Source organism: Candidatus Nitrotoga arctica, from assembly GCF_918378365.1.
In the GTDB taxonomy this organism is placed as follows: Bacteria; Pseudomonadota; Gammaproteobacteria; order Burkholderiales; family Gallionellaceae; genus Nitrotoga; species Nitrotoga arctica.
The window spans coordinates 928,095-950,581 of record NZ_OU912926.1 but is presented as its reverse complement, the minus strand read 5'-3'; the positions used below and the strand labels follow the sequence as shown (position 1 = coordinate 950,581).

17 protein-coding genes are annotated in these 22,487 nt (G+C 52.2%); 13 read left to right on the top strand and 4 right to left on the bottom strand.

Annotation, left to right across the window (positions count from 1 at the left end; translation table 11 throughout):
* The first annotated feature begins 2 nt into the window (after positions 1-2).
* From MKZ32_RS04280 to MKZ32_RS04245, 7 genes are all read left to right on the top strand, one after another.
* Positions 3-569 carry a pilus assembly PilX family protein gene (locus MKZ32_RS04280; RefSeq protein ID WP_239796126.1) on the top strand — a complete coding sequence of 189 codons (567 nt, stop codon included), beginning with the start codon at positions 3-5 and terminating at the stop codon, positions 567-569.
* A 28-nt stretch (positions 570-597) separates the two neighbouring features.
* On the top strand, positions 598-987 hold the full coding sequence (locus MKZ32_RS04275) for a hypothetical protein (protein WP_239796125.1): 390 nt from the start codon (positions 598-600) through the stop codon (positions 985-987).
* Positions 984-4,376, top strand: coding sequence for a pilus assembly protein (locus MKZ32_RS04270; RefSeq protein ID WP_239796124.1), 3,393 nt, complete (start codon positions 984-986; stop codon positions 4,374-4,376). The genes MKZ32_RS04275 and MKZ32_RS04270 overlap by 4 nt, the downstream gene beginning before the upstream one ends.
* Before the next feature lie 14 nt (positions 4,377-4,390).
* Positions 4,391-4,882: a type IV pilin protein gene (locus MKZ32_RS04260; RefSeq protein WP_275584249.1), complete on the top strand. Its 492-nt coding sequence runs from the start codon at positions 4,391-4,393 to the stop codon at positions 4,880-4,882.
* Positions 4,883-5,027: 145 nt separating this feature from the next.
* Positions 5,028-5,387 (top strand): hypothetical protein, encoded by a 360-nt coding sequence (locus tag MKZ32_RS04255; RefSeq protein ID WP_239796123.1) that lies wholly within the window; start codon positions 5,028-5,030, stop codon positions 5,385-5,387.
* A 547-nt stretch (positions 5,388-5,934) separates the two neighbouring features.
* Positions 5,935-6,120, top strand: coding sequence for a tautomerase family protein (locus MKZ32_RS04250; RefSeq protein WP_239798093.1), 186 nt, complete (start codon positions 5,935-5,937; stop codon positions 6,118-6,120).
* Positions 6,110-7,357, top strand: coding sequence for a TIGR03862 family flavoprotein (locus tag MKZ32_RS04245; RefSeq protein WP_239796122.1), 1,248 nt, complete (start codon positions 6,110-6,112; stop codon positions 7,355-7,357). The genes MKZ32_RS04250 and MKZ32_RS04245 overlap by 11 nt, the downstream gene beginning before the upstream one ends.
* Before the next feature lie 40 nt (positions 7,358-7,397).
* On the opposite strand, the gene MKZ32_RS04240 is transcribed toward MKZ32_RS04245, so the two are convergent.
* Positions 7,398-10,877, bottom strand: coding sequence for a hypothetical protein (locus MKZ32_RS04240; RefSeq protein WP_239796121.1), 3,480 nt, complete (start codon positions 10,875-10,877; stop codon positions 7,398-7,400).
* Between the two features lie 330 nt (positions 10,878-11,207).
* Between MKZ32_RS04240 and MKZ32_RS04235 the strand changes: the two genes are divergently transcribed.
* A complete protein-coding gene (locus MKZ32_RS04235) occupies positions 11,208-14,087 on the top strand; it encodes an aconitate hydratase (RefSeq protein ID WP_275584248.1) in 2,880 nt (959 codons plus the stop codon).
* A 121-nt stretch (positions 14,088-14,208) separates the two neighbouring features.
* Here MKZ32_RS04235 and purT read toward each other — a convergent pair whose 3' ends face one another.
* The 3 genes from purT to MKZ32_RS04220 form a co-directional block, all read right to left on the bottom strand.
* Positions 14,209-15,420, bottom strand: a complete 1,212-nt coding sequence (gene purT, locus MKZ32_RS04230; RefSeq protein ID WP_239796120.1) for a formate-dependent phosphoribosylglycinamide formyltransferase — start codon at positions 15,418-15,420, stop codon at positions 14,209-14,211.
* Between the two features lie 434 nt (positions 15,421-15,854).
* The gene (locus MKZ32_RS04225; protein WP_239796119.1) at positions 15,855-16,307 is read right to left on the bottom strand and encodes a DoxX family protein; all 453 of its coding nucleotides are present in this window, start codon (positions 16,305-16,307) and stop codon (positions 15,855-15,857) included.
* A gap of 33 nt (positions 16,308-16,340) precedes the next feature.
* Entirely contained in the window at positions 16,341-17,207 is an 867-nt protein-coding gene (locus MKZ32_RS04220) for a pirin family protein (protein ID WP_239796118.1), read from the bottom strand.
* Between the two features lie 90 nt (positions 17,208-17,297).
* Between MKZ32_RS04220 and MKZ32_RS04215 the strand changes: the two genes are divergently transcribed.
* The 5 genes from MKZ32_RS04215 (at position 17,298) to MKZ32_RS04195 (ending at position 22,447) form a co-directional block, all read left to right on the top strand.
* On the top strand, positions 17,298-18,203 hold the full coding sequence (locus MKZ32_RS04215) for a LysR family transcriptional regulator (protein ID WP_239796117.1): 906 nt from the start codon (positions 17,298-17,300) through the stop codon (positions 18,201-18,203).
* A gap of 223 nt (positions 18,204-18,426) precedes the next feature.
* Positions 18,427-19,530 (top strand): bifunctional DNA-binding transcriptional regulator/O6-methylguanine-DNA methyltransferase Ada, encoded by a 1,104-nt coding sequence (ada, locus tag MKZ32_RS04210; RefSeq protein ID WP_239796116.1) that lies wholly within the window; start codon positions 18,427-18,429, stop codon positions 19,528-19,530.
* Between the two features lie 109 nt (positions 19,531-19,639).
* Entirely contained in the window at positions 19,640-20,548 is a 909-nt protein-coding gene (locus MKZ32_RS04205) for a DNA-3-methyladenine glycosylase family protein (RefSeq protein ID WP_239796115.1), read from the top strand.
* Positions 20,549-20,821: 273 nt separating this feature from the next.
* Positions 20,822-21,514 carry an SDR family oxidoreductase gene (locus MKZ32_RS04200; RefSeq protein ID WP_239796114.1) on the top strand — a complete coding sequence of 231 codons (693 nt, stop codon included), beginning with the start codon at positions 20,822-20,824 and terminating at the stop codon, positions 21,512-21,514.
* A gap of 140 nt (positions 21,515-21,654) precedes the next feature.
* Positions 21,655-22,447 (top strand): IS5 family transposase gene (locus MKZ32_RS04195; protein ID WP_239796113.1). Its coding sequence is split into 2 segments (ribosomal slippage): positions 21,655-21,926 and positions 21,925-22,447, totalling 795 coding nucleotides; the frame shifts between segments, so codons are not numbered across the junction.
* The last annotated feature ends 40 nt before the right edge of the window (positions 22,448-22,487 follow it).

The following is a 22,487-nucleotide window of genomic DNA, read 5'->3' as shown; positions in this document are numbered from 1 at the left end:
TCATGATAAATCAACGCTGCAATACTCGACCAGTTAATCGTCAGCATGGTGTCGCCTTGATTACCGGGCTGATTTTCCTGGTGGTGTTGACTTTGATTTCCGTCACGGCAGCGCGCATGTCCAGCCTTGAAGAACGCATGTCGGGCAATATGCGGGATCGATCCCTAGCCATGCAGGCAGCCGAAATGGCGTTGCGTGATGCCGAGCGTGATATTCGCGGGGGTGCAGGCACCACTCGAGTACCGGCTATTTCCGGGCTGACCAACTTCGACTCAGCCTGTACTGCTGGCCTGTGTTACAACGGACCCGCAGGGAATGCTAATGGAACAAATTGGATTACCACTCCAGTCTGGAGCGTGGTCAGTATGACGGCTGCGCCCAGCGTTGCATATGGCACCTATACGGGCGCGACAGGTATTGCCGGACTTTCGGCGCAGCCCCGTTACATCATCGAAGGCATCGAGAAAAACGGATCAGGTACAACTGTTTATTACTACCGCATCACCGTGCGCGCGCAAGGCGCGAACGCCAATACGGTGGTGTGGTTGCAGGAAGTTTACAGGCCATAGCAGTGTTGTTTAATCGAAAAGTAGAGCCATGAAAACTATCTGCAACCACATTACATCATCGAGCTTATTCAACCTTCCGTCCCGCTTCCTGGACAAAATATGTCGAGCAGCAGTGATGGTGTATCGGGGCGCAGATTCCATTCCGTATTACTGCATGTGGCTGGGAATTACTGGACAAGCTCGGACAACTGTACAAGTTGTTGTTAAGGACATCTCTAAAAATCCAATTTTTGGCGTAGCCACTTTGCGGCTTGCCTACTTATCCGCTTTAGTCACCATGTGGCGTTACTTTAAAAAAGTATCGCTTACATATCAATCGCAGGCAGCGCTAAAATTTTTACTCGTGCCTTGTCTTGCCTGGAAACTTGAATTTTTAGAGGCGCCCTTAACAGCTTATTCAAAGGAGTGCATTTTATGAAGGCTTTCAAACGAAAACTATTGACGCTGACGCTGTTGGTCACTTTTTCGGTGGGGTATTACGGGGTGGCAAGTGGCGCATTACTCATAAGCCAGACCCCTCTGTTTGTCCTTTCCGCGACAAAAGCCAATGTGCTGCTGATTTTCAGTAACTCTAACGCCATGGATGAAGACCCCACAGGCTTGGCTGTGGGTAGCAACAACCCAACCAGTAAATCAGAGATCGCCCGTATCGCAGCCCGGACGCTGGTGGCGAATTACACCGGCCGGATCAATATGGGTTTGATGGCATACCAGCAAAGTAGTGTGGTGCATCAGTGGCTGAATCAAAGCCCTTACGATGCCAGCTTTGATCCCGCCACTTATGATCCGGCCTGGACGGGTGCAAGAGATAGCGTAACCCATAAGAAATTTAAAATTCCTAACTCCAGCAGTCCTAATGTGGCCGGGGCATGTACGGCGAGCGGCGGTGGTAAGGTTGATTGCGTATATTACAACGTAAATTTACCTTATTACTCGCCAACGCCGGGGGGTAACAGTTTTTGTTATTCAGTTCCGGTAGGGGGAACCACGCCCACCTTTGTGGGTGACCATACCAGCTACGCTTGCTACAGTACCAAGACAGGTATTTCGAATGCTGCACCAGGTGTGACCGGTGCAGGATATGATGCGTTAGCGTATCAATTCAGTGCAAATTTTGGTCCGACAGAGAGTGATTTTGCACAGAACATTGACGACTTTGGCCAAATACTAACCTCTTCTGATCAAGGGCCGACTTGGTTTGCCAATGGTAGCCCCGGTTTGGGCTATTTGCATGTGCCGATCGTAAGCCTGGATACGGTTCAAGCAGGTAAGCTTAACGTGAAGCTGGCAACAAGTGTTGTGCCCACTCTTGTCGGAGGTGTTTGGAACGACAACCCTACCGCCATATCAGGGGGAAATACACCTACGAATCCTAACGCGCCCCTGATAAATTCGGGTTTGTCTCCCATTACCGGAACATTCAGGACAGCCAAGGATTACTATAATGGCGCCACCACGAACTTTAATGCGGCTCAAGGCGGGGCGCAGGCGGCACCGATAGCTGCGTGTGGTCACGATTTCGCCGTATTATTGACCAATGGATTACCTAGCCAAACTGCGTCCGGCGGAGCCGTTACATATGGCGTCGGGCAGCCATTTTCGGCGAGTGAGGTGGTAAACGCAGTTACCGCAGTGACTAATTTGAACAGTGGTGCGCGTCCAGTCGAAACATACGTCATCGGTTTTGCCTTGCCGGAATTTACCAATAATTATTTCGTCAGCAATCCGCCCAATCCGCTCAATCAAATGGCGGTCGCGGGCGGCACGACCTCTGCTTTTTTTGCGAACGACCTTATTTCGCTGAATTCCACATTTAGCACAATCTTCAGCGACATACTTGCGAAAACCGGATCCGCAGCTGCCGTTGCCACCAACACGGCAAATCTTCAGATCGACAATTATATATTCCAGGCTAAATTTCAAACGGCAGACTGGAGCGGGCAACTGGTTTCGCTCCGCCTCAACACCGGCAGTGGCTCGGTGGTTCTGACGGAGAAATGGGATGCCGCCCCCAAGCTTGATGCTATGGTACCCGCTAGCCGGGTCATCTTGACCAAGGGGGCGGCTGACGGAGTGAGTTTCGAATGGGCAAACCTGACGTTTGGTACACCCACTAGCCAGCAAACCTTGCTCAACACTAACAATCTGAATGTCAACGATGGACTGGGTTCCGCTCGCCTGGATTACCTGCGTGGTGAGGCAACCAACGAAGGTACTTCGCCGGGACAGTTCCGTGCTCGCAACGCGTCAACGGTGAATGGCAGCATCCTTGGCGATATCGTCAACTCCGGCCCGCTTTATGTAGGTGCACCCAAAGCCGGTTATTCGGATGTCGATAACCCTGGCTATGCTGCTTTTCGCGTGAGGTATTTGAGTCGTAAACCGGTGGTATACGTAGGGGCAAACGATGGCATGTTGCATGGCTTCGATGCGCAGCTTGATAGCAGCGGAAACCCGGTTTCCACCGGGGGAAATGAGGTGATCGCCTATGTACCATCGCAAATGTTTGGCTCCCTGAGCCAGCTCACTGCTCAAAACTATAACCAGAACCATCGCTACATGGTAGATGGCACACCCATGTCAGCCGATGTGTATTTGCCATCACTGACAGGCAGTAGCGTAGACAAGTGGCGCACCGTGTTGATCGGCAATATGAACAGCGGCGGCAAGGGTTATTTTGCGCTCGATATCACCAACCCCAATCTGACCAGCATGTCTGCGCCCACCTTCAGCGCTGGCAATGCGGCTGATTTGTTGTTATGGGAATTCACTGATGCCGATGACACGGATATGGGGTACGCGTATAACCTGCCCCCACAGGATTCGGGTAATAGTCAGGCCAAGCAGATCGTCAAGCTGCAAAACGGCAATTGGGCAGCAGTCGTCGGCAATGGTTACAACAGCACGAGTGGCAAGGCGGCGTTGTATCTGCTGAACATTGAAAAGGGGATAGATGGCAGTTGGGTTACCTTGGGCGATTACTTTAAAGTGGTGGCGGATGGTGGACCTAACAACGGTTTGTCGACACCCGTACCTTACGATAGTGATGGCGATGGCATGGTAGATGTTGCCTACGCGGGCGATCTACTGGGTAATATGTGGCGGTTCGATATCAGCACCCCCTCCACCCCCGTCGCCTCACTCTTGTTCAGTAGCGGGACAACCAAGCCGATTACGACTCCCCCCGGAGTGTTCTCTCATCCATCGGGCGGTAACATGGTGTTATTTGGAACGGGCAAATATCTGGAACTGACAGACAACGCGACCACCGCCACGCAAACGATATATGGTGTACGCGACAGTGGTTCGGGTACGGTGCTGGCGAGCGCGTTGGAAGTGCGTACCATGCTTGATCCACTTGGGAAGCGTACGATATCAGGCACGTTGATTGATTGGACAACAAAGAAGGGTTGGCTCCTCGACCTTCCTGCTTCAGGGGAGCGTCTGACCGGCGTCCCCAAACTGGAGAGCGATAAGTTTTTCTTTAATACCTTGATTCCTTCCACGGTACCATGCGCTTCTGGGGGGACGGGTTGGTTGATGGCTGTGGATAGTCTGACCGGAGCTCAGCCTGGTTTGCTGGTATTTGACGGTAATAAGGATGGTGTTTTTAATAGTACAGATGCGGGCATCGGTGGAATGAAGATCGGCGCCGCCATCGGAGGTACGACGTTTATCAAAGGAGCAGTAGGTAGTTCGGTCGGGATTGGTATTGCCTCGCTGACCAACGGCATGCTAAGTACGCCATTGATTAATTTCGGTTCCTTGTCTGGTGGTCGCGTTAACTGGCGGGAAATTTTGCAATAAACGGGGAGGGTTCCATGCGAGTACATAAGATTGAGAGACACGCCGATATGGTTACACCCGCACGGCCCGCGTTGCGGGCAATGCTTAAACGCCAGCCTGGGTTTACGCTGATTGAACTGATGGTCACGGTGGCGATCATCGGCATTCTCGCTGCGATTGCTTATCCCAGTTACACACAGTATGTGTTCCGTGCAAACCGGGCGGAGGCGCGCGCTATATTACTGGAGAACGTTCAGTTTCTTGAACGGAATTACACTACAGCTAACCGCTATAACCAAACCAGCACGGGAGCTATTATCGTTTTGCCATACCCAGCTTCACCAAAAGCCGGAATTGCAAAATACATCATCACCCCAACGTCTAGTACAGTGGCAGGCCAGGATTTTACGCTAAGTGCGGTACCTACTGGAGTCATGGCTAATGATACGTGCGGCACCTATACGCTGACTGATGCCGGGATACAGGGAAATAGCTTAGGCACGATAGCCGAGTGTTGGAGGAAATAGTTAATAGACTCTAGCAGCTTGTGGGTGATTGCTATTTATCCACTTTGATCTAACCGCCGCAGGCGTGTGGGATATTGATTCGAACACACTGCCGTCCACACTGTATCGTTCAAGATGGCGACAGATTTTTCAATAGGAGAAGTGAATGATGAGGCAGCTTGTTGCGATATTAGTTTCAGCCATTTTTTTCAGTAGCTTGGCGCATGCCAGGATGCTGCTTGAACCACCCCAGTCGGGAAGCAGTACCTGGGCCACGCCAGTGAATCTAGTCCAGCAGAGTGGCCAGGTGGGTGAAATCCACGTAGATGAGAGCGAAATGGTGATTGGAGGGGTGACGTATGCGTATAACCCTTTAAGTACGAAAGTCACAGTGAATGGAAAGCGTGCAACGATCAGTGACGTACGCAGTGGTGAAGTGGTGCAGTTTGGGGCGGTAGCGCAGGGTAAAAATATGTTGAATATTTTAACAACTATCAGTGTAGAGATTTTCAGTATGCAGAAATAAATAATGAAGCCTACCTTTTGAAGGTGCACTTGCCTGTTTCATTATTAGGCAGAGAAATAGCGCGAAAAAAACTGATGGATCAACTTGGGATACCGATCAATAGTTCAATCATGCTGAATGCCAGCCGTATCAGCCAAGAAAAATATTTGGCCACTTATGTGAGAACGTCCAAGCATTGTGGTCGATCAGTTGGGAAAGGGGGCATTTGGTCACGCAGGTAATCCCGGTCACGCTTAAAAGTGGCCTGCGAAATTTCAAGCACTTCCAGAAAGATAGAAATTGGTACTACTCGACGTGAAATCAGCAGTTGTTCAATTTTGTAAAAACGTTCTGTCCGATCCATATGTTTTTCACATGAAGTTACCTGACCAGATGGTAGCTTGCTGGCTTTTAATTTATCCTGATTTGAATGAAGTACAAATGCTTCCTGCGCCGTAGAATAACAGCGCTTCTAGTCTGACTATTTGAAGGCTTGGCCTCTAAATGCTTATTGCAATTAACCACTCTATTTCACATTGCTCCATTTTTATTCACTCAGGAAAACACCATGCCGTACGTCAACATTCGCATCGCCGGTTCCCTCAGTCGCGAGCAGAAAGCCAAGATCGCAGCAGAGATCACCGATACCCTCGAACGCATCGCGTACAAACCGAAGTCCTATACCCACATTACCTTCGACGAACTGCCGGACGAGAACTGGGCGATTGCAGGACAGTTGCTGGATGAAGAATAAGCTAAACGCCTGGTCGGTTGCCGTCATCGGCGGCGGACCTGCCGGACTGATGGCTGCAGAGGTATTGATTCGGGGTGGCGTGCGGGTCGATCTTTACGATGCCATGCCATCCGTGGGGCGGAAGTTTCTGATGGCTGGCAAAGGTGGCATGAATATCACGCATTCCGAGCCAATGGAACCATTCCTCTCACGCTACGGTGCACGCCGCGTCCAAGTCAAGCCGCTGCTTGACTCCTTCGGGCCGGAGGCTCTGCGAGAGTGGGTGCACGACCTTGGCATAGCGACATTCGTCGGCACGTCCGGGCGCGTATTTCCGACTGACATGAAAGCAGCGCCGCTCTTGCGCGCCTGGCTGCACCGCTTACGTGATGCAGGCGTGCATTTTCATATGCGCCATCGCTGGTATGGGTGGAATGAAAATGGTGCGCTTCGTTTTGCCACACCACAGGGCGAGCACACCGCGAATGCCGATGCAGTGGTGCTGGCACTGGGTGGCGGCAGTTGGGCACGACTCGGTTCCGATGGCGCATGGGTGCCGCTGCTCGAACAGCGCGGTATTCCCGTTGTGCCATTACGGCCCGCAAACTGCGGGTTCGATGTCAGCTGGAGCGAGTACCTTAGCTCCCGTTTCGCTGGGCATCCAATAAAAGCGGTGACTGTGACCTTTATCGATGCAGCGGGAGGGATCCACCGTCAACAGGGTGACCTCATGGTGACGGCGACCGGGATTGAAGGCGGACTTATCTACGCGTTGTCTGCACTCCTGCGCGATGCGATTGCAGCGACAGGCGCGGCGGTCATTTACCTCGATCTGACGCCCGGAAAAGATTTGCCGCGCGTCATCGCCGAGATAGCGCATCCGCGCGGTTCTCGCTCGATGGCCAGCCATTTGCAGAGCCGAGCAAACATCAAGGGGGTAAAAACTGGCCTGCTGCGCGAACTGGCGCCGCCCTCAGACTTCGCGAACCCCGAGCGCCTTGCGGCTGCGATTAAATCATTGCCGTTACGACTCATCGCACCTCGTCCACTGGATGAAGCCATCAGCAGCGCGGGGGGCGTCGCCTTCGAGGCGCTGGATGAATGCTTGATGGTGCGCGCCATGCCCGGCGTATTCTGTGCGGGCGAAATGCTGGACTGGGAAGCGCCCACCGGCGGCTATCTTCTCACCGCCTGTTTTGCAAGCGGACGTACTGCGGGCTTGGGAGCGCTGGCCCATCTCGAATATAGAAACGTTTAGCCATGGCTAAACCTATCCTGTAACCTTGGACGAGCCAACCTCACGGTGTGAGGTTCATCAAATACTCAAAGAGCTGCACGCCGCCAAAACCACCGAAGGGCATAAGTAGAGCGCGTAGTGCTGGCTGTTCAGTGATGGGGGCAAACACGCCTTCACGATTACTACGAATACGCTCCATCAACAGTTTGATCTGTTCCGCTCTAATGGGCGGCTCAGTGGAGTCTGAATCCTTGTTGTTGGTTGCGGTCGACGCCGAGTCATCCTTCGAAGCCGGGCTAGCAACCACACCATTGACCGTGCCAGGTCCGGAGCTCCCGTCTTCAGGATTTTTTTTAGCATTGCTTTTCGGCGGGCGCGAGGCCAGTGTCCGCCACAATAGCATTTCGTAGTAGTCGAGCGCCTTGTTGCGCGCCATTACGGCGGCTCGACGCAGTAATACCTCGCAGCATAACGCATAGACCAGCACGAGTCCGATGAAAAAGGCTAGCACAAGCGGAAAATACATCGCATCAAAGAGTTCGTTCCGCGCGATTGCCATGAAAAAGATCGGAATGAATGGCAGGTAGATAAGCCAGTGGACGCGTTGAGCAACGCTCATAACCAACTTAAAATCAAGGTAGTCCGCGAGAAATGCCCGTGGAACTCCGGTCTCGCCCTCCTCTTGCTCGAGCAACTCCTCCGGCCACAAGCTGCGCATATTGCTCAGCATCTTGATAAACTGCTCGCAAGCGCGCGTCTGAAAGACGACCCAGAAGATGACGAGCCACAGCACCAGCGCATTGAGGGATACAAGAAAGAAGTCCAGTTTCTCCACAAGCTGGCCGCGATGAGGAAATATTGGCATGCCGAAAACCTGGAACGCCGCATAGCCAAGTAAAACTACAATCGCAGTGGAAAATAAGATCCAGCCCTTCATCTCGCGCATGCCGGTGGCACATAAGTAGTTCTGCCACAAGGTTGCGATCTCGACCCCTGAATACACTGTCTTCAGGTCGACCTTATCTTCTCTATTGAATAAGGTCAGATCGACATATGGGCCGGCGAACATTGCGGAGTACCATCTGCGCTTCCGCTTCCAGGTCTGCGGCAGGCCAAATTTGAAACGCGTGGAAATGAGACGCGCCTCTCGCCTGATCCAAATCCACAGCGCGAGCGCGAGCAAAAGCGTGAGCGCGAGGCCGATGAAGCTTAATATCAGACTCGGCCAAACGCTGATTCCCTCCAACCACAAGAAAGGCTCACCGATTCCATGCTTAAGTGAATCATTCATCTCTCTTATAATATTCCAGATACACATGGAGATATAAAGCACTACAGAAACGAGCAAAACCGCGCCCCACTTCCAGAATATTGCGGCTTTCGCATTCGCAGGAAATATCAGCAAATTTATCGCGGTGCGCAACATCTTATGAACATAACGGCTTGCCATGGCGATCAAAGCAAATCCAAAAATGACCATTAAGAAAATTTCAGTCGCATGCTTAAATGATGGCCTAAGCAGAGGCCAGATCGGCTCAATGCCCGTAGTGCACACCGCAAACTTATCAATTTCACAGGGTTTCATACACTCCACCTCAGCCGAATCCTCGGGTTTACAGGGTGGTTTAGGGGGGATAATGTCTTGGGGAATAATTTTGGATTCAGAGCCGTTAATCCCGCGGAGGTACCAATTGTAGAGATCATCATTAGTCAGCGTAGCGACATGTACCGCCTTAGTCCGGCCTATCTCGAATATCTGCGGATGCAGCCACTTTTTCATTTTGGTGGGCCAATCGACCATCACCTTACTGTCGATCACCTCAGGGTAGAGCGCCATCAACGTAGCAAGATAAGTTGCGGTCTGGTAGCCATCTCGGAACGGTAAAGTCCGATTCTGCAATTCTGGGCTCAGCGATAAGCCAAAGTTGGATGCGACCACGAGGTTGCGCGCCCAATCCTTCTGATCAGCATGCAGGTAACGCGCGTCGAGATCAGTAGTAAAGAATACCTTGTCCTTAAAACGGCTTTTAAGCGCCTGGAGGATCAGGAGTTTGTCGTATACGTCAGAACCGACGATACCGATTGCCTTAATGCCGTTTTTTGCAAACTTGCTGTCCTTATCAAGCTCTGCAATCTCGTCGGCAAGCCGCCGGAGGTAGTCATATTGGCTACGTCCTTCGGCGTGCTCTTTCGGCGCATCTTTGAGTTGCGCGAGCGGATCCTTTGATTTTTCCCCATCCTCCTTGTGCGATGCATTAGTATCCGACTTGTCTCTATCAGGTAGAACGCCGTCCAACCCGCGCAGGTAGGTAAATCTGCGCACCAGTTTTGGCACACTGAGATCGCTCTTGGTATCGCACAAAAACGAGAAATTATGGGTGATATTCAGAGATAGAGTGCGAGCATATTTGGTGTCCTGCTCGCTGATCAAAATCAAACCATCCCTGCAAGTACTCGAAGGACTTTCAGTTTTACTATTATCCACAGGCTGTGCCCATGTAAAATCTGACCATGACTCACGATTGACGCCGCGCTGCCATAGCTCCCACAGCAAAGCGACCGATAGCACATCGTCGGTGCCAATCGTGCGGACGATCCAGGGTGGTACTACTTCAGATGGTTTTTTCTTAACATCAGGGTTTTTCTGAGAATCGGATGTTGGTTGATCTTTGAATATGCATTTCGCTACACTCTTTTTATCTGGTTCGCTAACACTGCAGTCGGAAATAGTCGCGCCGGGTGAGAACACTTGGAGCGTAACGTTTTTTTCCAGTTCAAACTGACGTGCCGGCTGACCATACTTTGGTTGATTCTTTGGTTGATTCTTTGCTTCCTTTTTTAGCGCCGCATACATCCTTGAACCCGCCGGCCCGACCAGCTTGAAGTTGAGTTTATTACTGGTCCCTTTGAATTTAGACAAATCACCAAACAACAATTTCAGCTCCGTTAACGGTTTATCGTTAAATTTTTCCTCGTCCAACCAGAGCACCAACACACTAGATTTTGGGGATTTTTCCCGCTCATACCACTCGAAAGGTACATTCAAACTCTGGCCATTTACAGTGGTTTTAAAGTAGCCTATCGCGTCGGGGTTTTGGGGATAGAAGTGATTCCTACTTAGTGCCGAGACCACTGCGAAACGTGAGCGACGCCGATATTCGGCCGCTTCGACGTATGAATTACCAAAAACACTAACTGCGACAACAGTCAACAACTCATTGGGATTGGATTTATCGCGTTTCAAATATTCTGAAATGGGAGCTTTCAGCACTGAAATCTTATGGTCCGACTCATCTTTACCTTTACCCTTAGGAAAATTCTTTTCATGCTTCACTATTGCTGCGAACGGATCCTGCCACAGCCGCGCCTCAATATCCTGTATGTTTTTGCTCTGTACAATGAATTTTTCTGGATCAATTGGGCGCGCGCTATTCAGATTCACATTTTTGACCACCACACCTGCCGTCAGTAGTACTAACATCACAATGGGCAATGGGTTGGCAAGCAGGCCGTTTGTTTTGTCGCTGTTATCAGTGCTCATAAATTAACTCCGTGCTTTAGCTAACTTGTCACGATTTTCCTGGAGAAAACCTCCCACCAGCCACATAAGAATCTGATTACGGTTTTAATAGTGGAGCGACACCAAAAAAAAGAGAATAAGCAAACTGCTTATTCTTAATAAAAAATCCATTTATTTCGCGACCTGTCTCACTTAAAAACATTTTTTGTTAACTGTTCAGACTTTGCAGATATGCTGCATTGTTCATCTTGTAGCACCTTCAGTTTTAGCTGATCGATGCCCGATCCACCCCTGCCGCGTTATAATCGCGTTCTTTCTTTTCGCTCATAGCTTTCATTCGGAGCCATTGCCATGTCGCATAATCTGTTCAACACTCGTCAAACATTCACCCTTGCCAACGGCAAGACTGGCACGCTATATTCCTTGAAAGCACTCGAAACAGCAGGGCTGGGCAAAATTTCACGCTTGCCAGTTTCCATTCGCATTGTGCTGGAAGCGGTGCTGCGCAATTACGATGGCAAGAAGATCAGCGAAGCGCACATCCGCCAGCTGGCGAACTGGCAGCAGAATTCACCGCGCACCGAAGAAATTCCGTTCGTAGTGGCACGTATTGTGTTGCAAGATTTTACCGGCATCCCGCTGCTAGTTGACCTCGCCACCATGCGCGATGCCGCTGCGAAGATGGGCAGGAATCCGATGATCATTGAACCGCTGGTACCAGTGGATCTGGTGGTGGATCATTCGGTGCAGGTGGATTATTACAATAGTCCGGATGCACTGCGACTCAACATGGAACTGGAGTTTGAACGCAATAATGAGCGCTACAAATTCATGAAATGGGGCATGCAGGCATTTGATACGTTCAAGGTGGTGCCGCCCGGCATCGGCATCGTGCATCAAGTGAATCTGGAATATCTGGCGCGCGGCGTACTGCAAAAAGACGGCGTTTATTATCCCGATACGCTGGTAGGTACCGACAGCCACACCACTATGATTAATGGTATCGGCGTGGTCGGATGGGGGGTGGGCGGCATCGAAGCGGAAGCGGGCATGCTCGGCCAGCCGGTATATTTCCTTACGCCGGATGTGGTGGGCGTTCATCTCACGGGCAAGCTGCGCGAAGGAATCACCGCGACCGACCTGGTATTGACCGTCACCGAACTACTGCGCAAGCATAAAGTAGTAGGGAAGTTTGTGGAATTTTTCGGTGCAGGCACCGCTGCGCTTACCCTGCCGGATCGCGCCACCCTCGCCAACATGGCGCCGGAATATGGCGCAACAATGGGTTTCTTTCCGGTGGACGACGTCACATTAGACTACCTGCGTAATACTGGACGGAACGATGAAGAAGTGGATGCCTTCCAGGCCTACTTCAAAGCGCAAGGGCTGTATGGCATACCTGAGGCAGGCGCAATCGATTACAGCAGCGTAATAGAGCTGGATTTGAACAGTATCCAGCCTTCTCTGGCCGGGCCAAAACGCCCGCAGGACCGCGTACCGCTCTCCGAGATGAAGGAGAATTTTAATACCTTGTTCAGCAAGTCAGTGGCAGAGAACGGTTTCAACCAACCCGCTGAAAATTTGGGAAAACGTTATCTTACTGACTTGGCTGACCTTAGCGGAAACGTGTGTATACCCATCGCCGGTGGTGGCCTGCAGGATCAGGAAACCGCACCGGCTGGCACCGGCACACAAAGCAAGCATAACACCAGCACCGTGACTGAAATCGAGATGATGGACAACCGCCCGACACCCAGCGTGCGCTGCGAAACAAGCGGTCAAATGATGCCGGCAGTACAGCTCCGCCATGGCGACGTATTGATAGCTGCCATCACTTCCTGTACCAACACCTCCAACCCCGGTGTGATGCTGGCGGCAGGTTTGCTCGCGAAAAAAGCAGTAGAAGCAGGCCTGCGCGTGCAACCGCATATCAAAACATCGCTAGCCCCCGGCTCGCGCGTAGTGACGGATTACTTGACCCATTCTGGTCTGCTGCCCTATCTGGAACAACTCGGTTTCCGCCTGGTAGGCTATGGTTGCACCACTTGTATCGGCAACTCCGGCCCGCTGAGCGCACAAATCGAAGATGCCATACTCGTCCACGATCTGATCGCCGCAGCAGTATTATCCGGCAACCGCAACTTTGAAGCACGCGTCCATGCCAACATCAAGGCCAACTTCCTCGCCAGCCCCCCGCTGGTAGTTGCGTTCGCGCTGGCTGGCAGAGTAAATATCAATCTGGAAAGTGAACCCCTTGGCACCGGCCGTAACGGTCAATCAGTCTATCTGAAAGATATCTGGCCGAGCAGTGCGGAAATCCATGCAGCAATGAAATTTGCCGCTGACCCAATGGTATATCGCAGGCTATATAGTGACCTTACTCGCGACCTGCCGCTATGGAACGCCATTTCAGCCCCCACCGGCAACCAGTACCATTGGGACGATTCCACCTACATCGCGCGTCCGCCGTTCTTCGACGATTTTTCCATGACCGTCGGTAGCGTTTCCGACATCCTCAATGCCAAGCCGCTGGGCATTTTCGGTGACTCAGTTACCACCGATCACATCAGTCCGGCTGGCAGTTTTAAATCTTCCACCCCTGCTGGCAAATACCTGCAAAGCAAAGGCGTGGCTATCAAGGATTTCAACAGCTACGGCGCACGCCGCGGCAATCATGAGGTCATGATACGCGGTACTTTCGCCAACGTGCGCATCAAGAATCTGATGCTGCCTCCCAATGCCGACGGCAGTCGCGTTGAAGGCGGCTACACACTTTACAACGGCGAACAGATTGCGATCTACGACGCAGCGATGAAATACATCGCTGAAGGCACACCAACTGTTATTTTCGCCGGAGAAGAATACGGCACTGGCTCATCTCGAGATTGGGCGGCGAAAGGCACGCAATTGCTGGGCGTAAAAGCGGTAGTAGCGAAGAGCTTCGAGCGCATTCATCGCAGTAATCTGGTGGGGATGGGCGTGCTGCCTTTACAGTTCAAGGGCAACGACAGCGTGGCTTCGCTCAAACTAACCGGCGAAGAAACATTCAATCTCACCGGCATCGCAAATTTCATTAAGCCACAACAGGATGTAATGCTCACCATCAAGCGCCGCGACGGTAGCACGCAACAAGTTGCGCTGCTGCTACGAATCGACACGCCCGTCGAAGTGGATTACTACCGCCATGGCGGCATCCTGCCTTATGTGCTGCGCGAGCTGGTAACTCAGTAATCCCAATTCTCGACAGTAACAGTAATTATTTTCCTGCCTCGGGGTGGTCCAGTGTTTTAAATATCTGGATCACGCCCTTTCAATAAGTAAGTAAATGCTGTCTTTGATCGGGTAGGAACGACTAACTCTTGACTGGCACCACTTTACTGGCGGCCAGTTTGGCACGTATTCTCGCTTCGTCGGTATCTACCCCGTTTGCCAACGCCACGCCCATACGCCGTTTGGAAAACGATTCCGGTTTACCAAATAAGCGCAAATCGCTTTCCGGGACACGTAACGCTTCATCAATACCCGTAAAAGCGATAGCCGATTCTTCCAGTTGCCCATAAATCACTGCACTCGCGCCCGGCGCACGCAAAGCAATGTTCACGGGCAGACCGAGTATGGCGCGCGCATGCAGCTCAAATTCATTCTGAATCTGACTGCACATCGTAACCATGCCCGTGTCGTGCGGGCGCGGACTGACTTCACTGAACCACACATCATCACCATTGACGAACAGTTCGACGCCGAAGATGCCTAAGCCTCCGAGATTGTCCGTAACTTTCCTGGAGATATCGCGTGTGCGCTTTAAAGCCAGTTCAGACATAGCTTGCGGCTGCCAGCTTTCAACATAGTCACCATGAATTTGGACATGCCCGATTGGTTCGCAGAAATGCGTTTCGACTTCGCCATTACTGCCCATCGCACGCACGGTGAGCTGGGTAATTTCGTATTCGAAATTAATAAAACCCTCGACGATTACTCGCCCCTGGTTCACCCGACTGCCGCTGGCGGCATAATTCCAAGCCTGCTCCACCTCCGCTGCGCTGTCGATTTTAGACTGTCCCTTGCCGGAGGAGGACATCACCGGTTTCACCACGCAGGGATAGCCAATGCCGTCATCAATCGCCGCACGTAATTCTTCCAGACTATTGGCAAAGGCATAAGGAGACGTGGGCAGCCCCAATGTTTCTGCCGCAAGGCGGCGAATTCCCTCACGGTGCATGGTGAGTTGAGCGGCGCGTGCGGTGGGAATGACCCGCGCCAATCCCTCCCGCTCAATTTCGACCAGCATATCGGTGGCAATAGCTTCGATCTCCGGCACGATAAGGTGCGGCTGTTCGAGCTCTACCAGATTACGCAATGCCGCAGCATCCGTCATGTTAATGACATATGCGCGATGTGCCACCTGATGTCCCGGTGCATTGGGATAACGATCCACGGCAATAGTCTCCACACCCAAGCGTTGCAATGCGATGATAACTTCCTTACCGAGTTCACCGCTACCCAGCAACATAACTTTGATAGCAGAGGAGCTAAGTGGAGTACCGAGAATGAATTGTTTTGTCATAACTAAAATTTCGGAGTTGAAACCCCCACCTTAAAATACACTTAATAATTTTATAAAAATAACAAAAATCATATAACAAAGAGTGTCACGATCATTTTCTTGCAAACAGTCAAAACAACTCGGGAGACCGCAGTGAATCTTGGCACAAAAACGATCGTACTTCCAGAGAGGGTCGCCTCATCGATAAGCCATCTGCGTGACCGCATTAAGTCGATGCTGGATTGGGCAATCCGTCCAAGGATATCATCACAAGTGAGAGTAATCCCTGCACGCTGGAAAGGCCATCTTGATAAACTGCTGGCGACACCAAGCAAGGTGCACAAAGTCAACATCATGCCACCCTACCTATCCAAAAGTAAGCGCATTTACGATTGGCCTGTGCCAGCAAACCGGTATGGGTGCGCGTACTCTTGATACGCACCAGTGACCCCATGTTAAGAAACTCGAACCTGTGTTTCCCCATCCAGACTCATACGACCCGCACCAAATAAAGTGAAGGCCAGTAATCCGCCTCCCATCGCGAGATTTTTCATAAACATGATCTGTTGCATCGGGTCTGCGCCAGAGTGAAACAACACAGCGGAAACGATGCAAAAAACCGACAGCGCGAATGCCACCAAGCGGGTCTGAAACCCAAGCAACAACGCCAGTCCACCCCCAATTTCCAGCGAGATCACCAAGAGAAGAAGCTCACCGGGGAGACCGACAGATGCCATATAGGCTTGCGCTCCCGCATAACCCGCTCCCAGTTTGCTGAATCCTGCACCAATGAAGATTGCCGACGCTAAAAGTCTGGCGGCGAGCGCAAGCGACGCGCTGACCGCGGGTATTAATACCAATTTCACGATATTGCCATTGATCTGCCTGAAAATATTGTTGGTAGTCATGTCATGCTCCTTGTTGGTTTGAAATTATTTGATTCAGGCAAAGTGCCCATTCCTAAAATCGTCCATCGCCTGATGAATCTCTTCCTGGGTATTCATCACGAACGGCCCGTACTGCACGATGGGTTCGTTGAGCGGCCGGCCGGCGATCAGAATCAGGCGCGCATCGTCTGTCGCTGTGAGCGTCACGCCATCGGCTTGCGGTGTGTTGCTCAAAATACCCATGCGGTGAGACTCCACCAGCGTGTCACCCACCTTTACCGTGCCGCGATAGACGTAAATGAACGCGTTATGCGTGGCAGGCAATGTCGTCGAGAATGAAGCGCCCACAGGCAAGTGAATGTCCAGATACATGGGTTCGGTCTCTTCGCGTGTAACGACGCCTGTCACACCGTTACTCATTCCGGCAATGACACGCACGGTAACGTTCTCTGCCGTTATGTATTCTGGAATCTCCTTACTTGAAATGTCGCGATACCACGGCTCGCCCATCTTGGCCTTCGCGGGCAGGTTGAGCCACAGCTGAAAACCTTCCATCACGCCGTCTTTTTGCTCGGGAATTTCAGAATGAATAATGCCGCGCCCAGCGGTCATCCACTGAACGCCACCCTGTTCCAGCAGCCCCTCGTGTCCTGCATTGTCACGATGCCGCATCCGTCCGGACAGCATATAGGTTACTGTCTCGAAACCCCGATGCGGGTGATCCGGGAAACCCGCGATGTAGTCGTCCGGGTTATCGCTGCCGAATGCATCCAGCATCAAAAATGGATCAAGGCGGTGCTGCAGTTTGCCCGTCAGTACGCGAGTGAGCTTCACGCCGGCGCCGTCCGAGGTGGCAACTCCTTCGATGATGCGCTCGACGCCACGCGATTGATGCAGCGTTGTTTGATTGATGGTATTCATATTCATTTCTCCATTAAATTAATGTGACTACATCTTAGACGGCTCGAAAAGATAGATAAAGCCATGAAGATGGGATAAGCTGTTCCACAAATGGAACAAAAGAATATCTCCGCTGACGACTACATTCTGTTCGCTACCATCGTCGAACAAGAAAGTTTGGTGCGTGCAGCCGAACATCTCGCCATGCCCAAAGCCACGGTCTCTCGCCGCTTGACGAATCTTGAAGCAGCACTGGGGCAGCGGCTACTGTTGCGCACGACTCGTCGACTCACACTCACCGACTTTGGTCAGGAATTCCTTGATCATTGCCGACGCGTTGCAGAAGAGGTTGCTATCACACAAGATTTCGTGCGCAGTCAGGATGTGCAGCCGCGCGGACGACTACGCGTTTCCATGCCGGGCGACTATGCCAAGCAACATTTCTCGCGCGCCATCGCCACTTTCATCGAAACCTATCCTGAGATACAGCTTGATCTTGATCTGTCTTCGAGGCGCGTTGATCTGATCGGCGAACGCTTCGATCTTGCCATTCGCATGGGGGTGCTGGAAAGCGACTCCACGCTGGTGGCGCGCAAGATCGACGCGCTTGGTTTCGGCCTGTACGCCAGCCCCATCTATCTCGCGCTTCATTCTGCACCGCAGCATCCTGATGAGTTAGAACGTCATACGGCGGTTCGTTTACTCTCGGCGCGAGGAAGCGCAGTCCCTTGGAAACTCACAAATGGCAAGATTGTTTGGGAAGGGGTTCCCCCCGGACGTCTCACCTTGAATTCACCTGACATGATCCAGCAGCTTTTACTGGATGGTGCGGGCATCGGTGCGTTACCGGATCGTTTCGTAGTAGAAGATGTACATCACCAACGTTTGGTGCGGATATTGCCGAAGTGGCGCCTTCCCGCCGTGCCCGCCTGGGCCGTGATGCCCATGCGCCGCTACCTGCCCGTCAAGACACGCGCCTTTCTTGCACATCTTGAGCAGTTTATGGAGAAAGGGTGATCGAGGAAAATATTGATGCTCGCATTCTGCACGGGGTTGGTACCAGCGAGGCCGGGTGCAGCCAAAATTGCATTATTAGATAATGAGCGTCCCTTCATTAAGACGGTTAGTGGCCCTATGCGATCAATTGACACGTCGAATTCAAAAGCAAGATTCGGAGTGCAGCCTTTTCAAGCGATGGCTAGACTAGAATTCTTCATCCTGAAACCGTTGAAAATACACAATGAACATGGCCACCAAGACTGAACGACTCGCCGCAGCAACGCTGAATGACCCACGTTGGTCCGCCGTGGTCGCTCGCGATCCTGCGGCGGAAGGAACATTCTTCTACTCAGTCAAAACGACCGGGATCTATTGTCGTCCTTCTTGCCCATCTCGTCCTGCCCGGCCCGAAAACGTACAATTCCATCTTACTGCCGCCCATGCCGAACAAGCCGGTTTTCGCCCCTGCAAACGATGCCAGCCGGATCAACCGCAGATGGCCGAGCCGCACACCACCTTAGTGACCAAATTGTGTCGATTCATCGAGACGGCCGAACAGACACCCAGCCTTTATGAATTGGCGAAATATGCCGGACTCAGCACTTACCACTTACATCGTATCTTCAAGTCCGTCATCGGCATGACCCCAAAAGCTTATGCGGCAGCCCATCGGGCTTCTCGCGTCCACACCGGGCTGAAACGGAGCAACACAGTCACCGAGGCGATCTATGATGCGGGCTACAACTCCAACGGGCACTTTTACGAAAAATCGAATCAGATCTTGGGCATGACACCGACCAACTACCGAGCCGGGGGGACCAATACTGAGATACGCTTCGCCATCGGTCAGTGTTCGCTCGGGGCGATACTGGTGGCAGCCAGCAAACGCGGTGTCTGTGCCATTCTCCTGGGTGATGAACCCGATACGTTGGTGCGTAACCTGCAGGACCGTTTTCCTCACGCCATTATGGTGGGCAGTGATGCAGAATTTGAGCAACTCGTAGCTAAGGTAGTCGGATTCGTCGAAGCGCCGGGGATAGGCCTAGATCTACCATTGGATGTGCGGGGCACAGCTTTCCAGCAGCGCGTCTGGCAGGCCCTGCAAGAAATTCCTGCCGGCGAAACCGTCAGCTACACCAACGTCGCCCAACGCATCGGAGCACCCAAGGCTGTCCGTGCCGTGGCCGGGGCTTGTGCCGCCAACGCGCTGGCGGTGGCGATTCCCTGCCATCGCGTAGTGCGTATCGATGGCGGTTTGTCCGGTTACCGCTGGGGCGTCGAACGAAAACGCGCATTACTTGACCGAGAGGCGCAGCAGGCATGTGTGCTCGAGAAAATACGGTGAATATCGCCACGCGCTGCTCAATAGTCCGGACGGCATTTCGCCAGCGGCGAATTTGTACTGACCGAATCTTTCACGATGCGACGTACAGAGTCAAGGAATGGAACGGGTAATGCGAACACACCTATCGTGTTCGATTCCGTTGGCCGATGATTTTCGAGTTGATGATGTGCTTGATTTCCACGGCCGCGATACGTTGGCAGTAGCTGAACGAATTGACGGGCATTGTCTGCAAAAAGGCTTGATGTGGGAGGGACAGGCAGCTTCCTTGACGATTCGCTTGGAGATTGGGCATGCCGACGTGGAACTGGCCATTGATGGAGTAACGAACGCCAATCAAGATACGCTCGTACAGATAGTGCGGCGCATGCTTGGCCTGACGCAACGAATCGAGGACTTCGAGTCCATCTATCGCACCCATCCACAACTAGGACTACTCATTGCCCGGCAACCCGGGTTGCGGGTGCCCCTTTCAGCAACGCCTTTCGAAGCACTGACTTGGGCAATTACCGGACAGCAGATCAGCATTGGTGCAGCGGTTTCCCTGCGCCGCAAGTTCATTCAGCTGACTGGCGTGAAAGATTCCTCTGGGCTGGCGTGTTATCCAGATGCAGATAAAGTTGCAAACTTGAGCGAAACGGAACTGCGCCAAGCAGGATTCTCGCAAACCAAGGCTCAAACGCTGATCATGTTGAGCCGCGAGGTTGCAGCAAACCGTCTGCCGCTGGAGACATGGATGACCACGATACCCGTTGAGGAAATTCACAAGCAACTGCTAAGCTTACGCGGCATAGGCCCTTGGACCGTCAATTACGCGCTGCTTCGTGGTTTCGGCTGGCTCGATGGCTCGCTACATGGAGATGCGGCCGTTCGGCGCAAATTACAACTGTTACTTGGTCCCACGGAAAAAGTTACTGAGAACTTCACAGAGCGCTGGCTGGCTGAGTTTTCGCCTTGGCGCGCTTTAGTAGCAGCACATCTCTGGGCGATACCCTCTGAGTTTCTGCCTGTTGTTAAATAACAGGTTTGTGCTCATTTCGAATAGACAATGCGGCACACATCAAGAAACGCGAGCACAACTAAACCGTCTATCAACTGTGTCAATGTATGAAACCTGATTATCACAAGCTAGAATTTAATCTGCGAGCTATGCAAGCCGAACATATCCTTGGCACGGAACAAACGGATACGGTGCCCATTGGCCCCCGCAATATCAACGAGCTAAATTATCGCTCTCATTCACTTGAACACTACGTAACGGGAAGACAAGCAAAATGAATAAACTGGTGATCTTATGACTTCCAAAGTGATTGTCATTACTGGCGTAAGCCGTGGATTGGGACGTGTTATGACCGATGGATTTATTCGTCTCGGCCACCGAGTTTTAGGTTGTGGACGATCAGAAGTTGCGATTCATGAACTGAATAACCTTCATGGGCCAGACAGTTGCTTCGAGGTGCTAGACGTCACAAACGATGAGGCTGTGCGTGATTGGGCAAAACATTGCCTGAGCTTGGCCGGTTCGCCCGACCTGCTGATAAATAACGCCGCACTCGTCAACCGTAATGCACCGCTTTGGAAAGTGCCTGCCAGTGAATTCTCCATGGTCGTTGATGTGAACATAAAGGGAGTAGCCAATGTTATCCGACATTTCGTACCGGCCATGATAGCCAAGCGGAGCGGAGTCATTGTTAATCTCAGCTCTGGCTGGGGCCGCTCAACCGATGCGGAAGTCGCCCCTTATTGCGCGACCAAGTGGGCAATCGAAGGTCTGACCAAAGCATTAGCTCAGGAACTGCCACAGGGAATGGCGGCGACCCCTTTGAATCCTGGAATCATTAATACGGACATGCTGCGCAGTACCTTTGGTTCGCAAGCACGGGATTATCCTAACGCAGAGAGATGGGCTAAAACTGCGGTACCGTGGCTGCTCGGACTTGGCCCGAAAGATAATGGACTTTCGCTAACCGTGGGTGAGCCTCATTGATTTTTGGGTGCGCCAATGCGAAATCTGGCTCAAATCACATTCACCCGTTTCACGAAGTTCAAGTTCCTGGACTATCGTAAAACCAGACGATGCACTAAGAGCCTGTTCACGATCTTGCTGAAATCCGAGACAATGTCCGAATGCGCAAGAAAAAATACCCAAGCGACATCAGCCGCGAGCAGTTCGAGCAAATTAGGCCCTTGCTGGAAGGGGCGCGCAAGCGTACCAAGCCCCGCACGGTGGACTTATATGAGGTCTGGAGCGCGGTACTGTACCTGCTCAAGAGCGGCTGCCAGTGGCGAATGCTACCGAGGGAGTTTCCGAAATGGCGCACGGTGCACTCCTACTTTGCCAAGTGGAGTGAGCAGGACGAGGAAGGAATGAGCCTGCTGGAGCGGGCGTTAAAAAAATCAAGTTGGCGTGGCCCGTACGAGACAGGGGCGCAACGCACAGCCGACGCTATTGATTGTGGACGCGCAGAGCGTGAAAAACACGGACACGGCGGGTCAGAAGGGTTATGACGCAGGCAAGAAGATCTCTGGAATCAAGCGCCACATTGCGGTGGATACCCAAGGACTACCGCATGCAGTTGCGGTGACCACCGCTGAGGTCACTGATCGGAAAGGTATCTTGCAGGCGATGGCACGGTGCAAACCAGGCCTTGCGCAGGTACAACGTATTCTGGCTGACGGTGGTTATGTAGGTCGACCATTTGCGTTGGCAGTCGATGAAATACTGGGGGCATCGGTGCAGATCGCCAAGCGCAACGAACTGCACACCTTCGCCGTCATCCCAAAGCGTTGGGTGGTTGAGCGCAGCTTCGCCTGGTTGGAGAAATGCAGACGGCTATGGAAGAACTGCGAACGCAAACTCAATACCAGCCTGCAATTCATCCACCTTGCCTTCCTGGTTCTGCTGCTGCGAAGATCGTGAACAGGCTCTTAGATGCCCGACGCTCTCAGGATCATCGTTG

What these genes read in the sequence shown, in the direction of transcription:
- MKZ32_RS04220 (WP_239796118.1), bottom strand. Translation starts at nt 17,207, where the DNA reads ATGAATACCATCAATCAAACAACGCTGCATCAATCGCGTGGCGTCGAG.
- MKZ32_RS04200 (WP_239796114.1), top strand. Translation starts at nt 20,822, where the DNA reads ATGACTTCCAAAGTGATTGTCATTACTGGCGTAAGCCGTGGATTGGGA.
- MKZ32_RS04260 (WP_275584249.1), top strand. Translation starts at nt 4,391, where the DNA reads ATGCGAGTACATAAGATTGAGAGACACGCCGATATGGTTACACCCGCA.
- MKZ32_RS04250 (WP_239798093.1), top strand. Translation starts at nt 5,935, where the DNA reads ATGCCGTACGTCAACATTCGCATCGCCGGTTCCCTCAGTCGCGAGCAG.
- MKZ32_RS04235 (WP_275584248.1), top strand. Translation starts at nt 11,208, where the DNA reads ATGTCGCATAATCTGTTCAACACTCGTCAAACATTCACCCTTGCCAAC.
- MKZ32_RS04215 (WP_239796117.1), top strand. Translation starts at nt 17,298, where the DNA reads ATGGAACAAAAGAATATCTCCGCTGACGACTACATTCTGTTCGCTACC.
- MKZ32_RS04240 (WP_239796121.1), bottom strand. Translation starts at nt 10,877, where the DNA reads ATGAGCACTGATAACAGCGACAAAACAAACGGCCTGCTTGCCAACCCA.
- purT (WP_239796120.1), bottom strand. Translation starts at nt 15,420, where the DNA reads ATGACAAAACAATTCATTCTCGGTACTCCACTTAGCTCCTCTGCTATC.
- MKZ32_RS04205 (WP_239796115.1), top strand. Translation starts at nt 19,640, where the DNA reads ATGCGAACACACCTATCGTGTTCGATTCCGTTGGCCGATGATTTTCGA.
- MKZ32_RS04270 (WP_239796124.1), top strand. Translation starts at nt 984, where the DNA reads ATGAAGGCTTTCAAACGAAAACTATTGACGCTGACGCTGTTGGTCACT.
- MKZ32_RS04225 (WP_239796119.1), bottom strand. Translation starts at nt 16,307, where the DNA reads ATGACTACCAACAATATTTTCAGGCAGATCAATGGCAATATCGTGAAA.
- MKZ32_RS04245 (WP_239796122.1), top strand. Translation starts at nt 6,110, where the DNA reads ATGAAGAATAAGCTAAACGCCTGGTCGGTTGCCGTCATCGGCGGCGGA.
- MKZ32_RS04280 (WP_239796126.1), top strand. Translation starts at nt 3, where the DNA reads ATGATAAATCAACGCTGCAATACTCGACCAGTTAATCGTCAGCATGGT.
- ada (WP_239796116.1), top strand. Translation starts at nt 18,427, where the DNA reads ATGAACATGGCCACCAAGACTGAACGACTCGCCGCAGCAACGCTGAAT.
- MKZ32_RS04255 (WP_239796123.1), top strand. Translation starts at nt 5,028, where the DNA reads ATGATGAGGCAGCTTGTTGCGATATTAGTTTCAGCCATTTTTTTCAGT.
- MKZ32_RS04275 (WP_239796125.1), top strand. Translation starts at nt 598, where the DNA reads ATGAAAACTATCTGCAACCACATTACATCATCGAGCTTATTCAACCTT.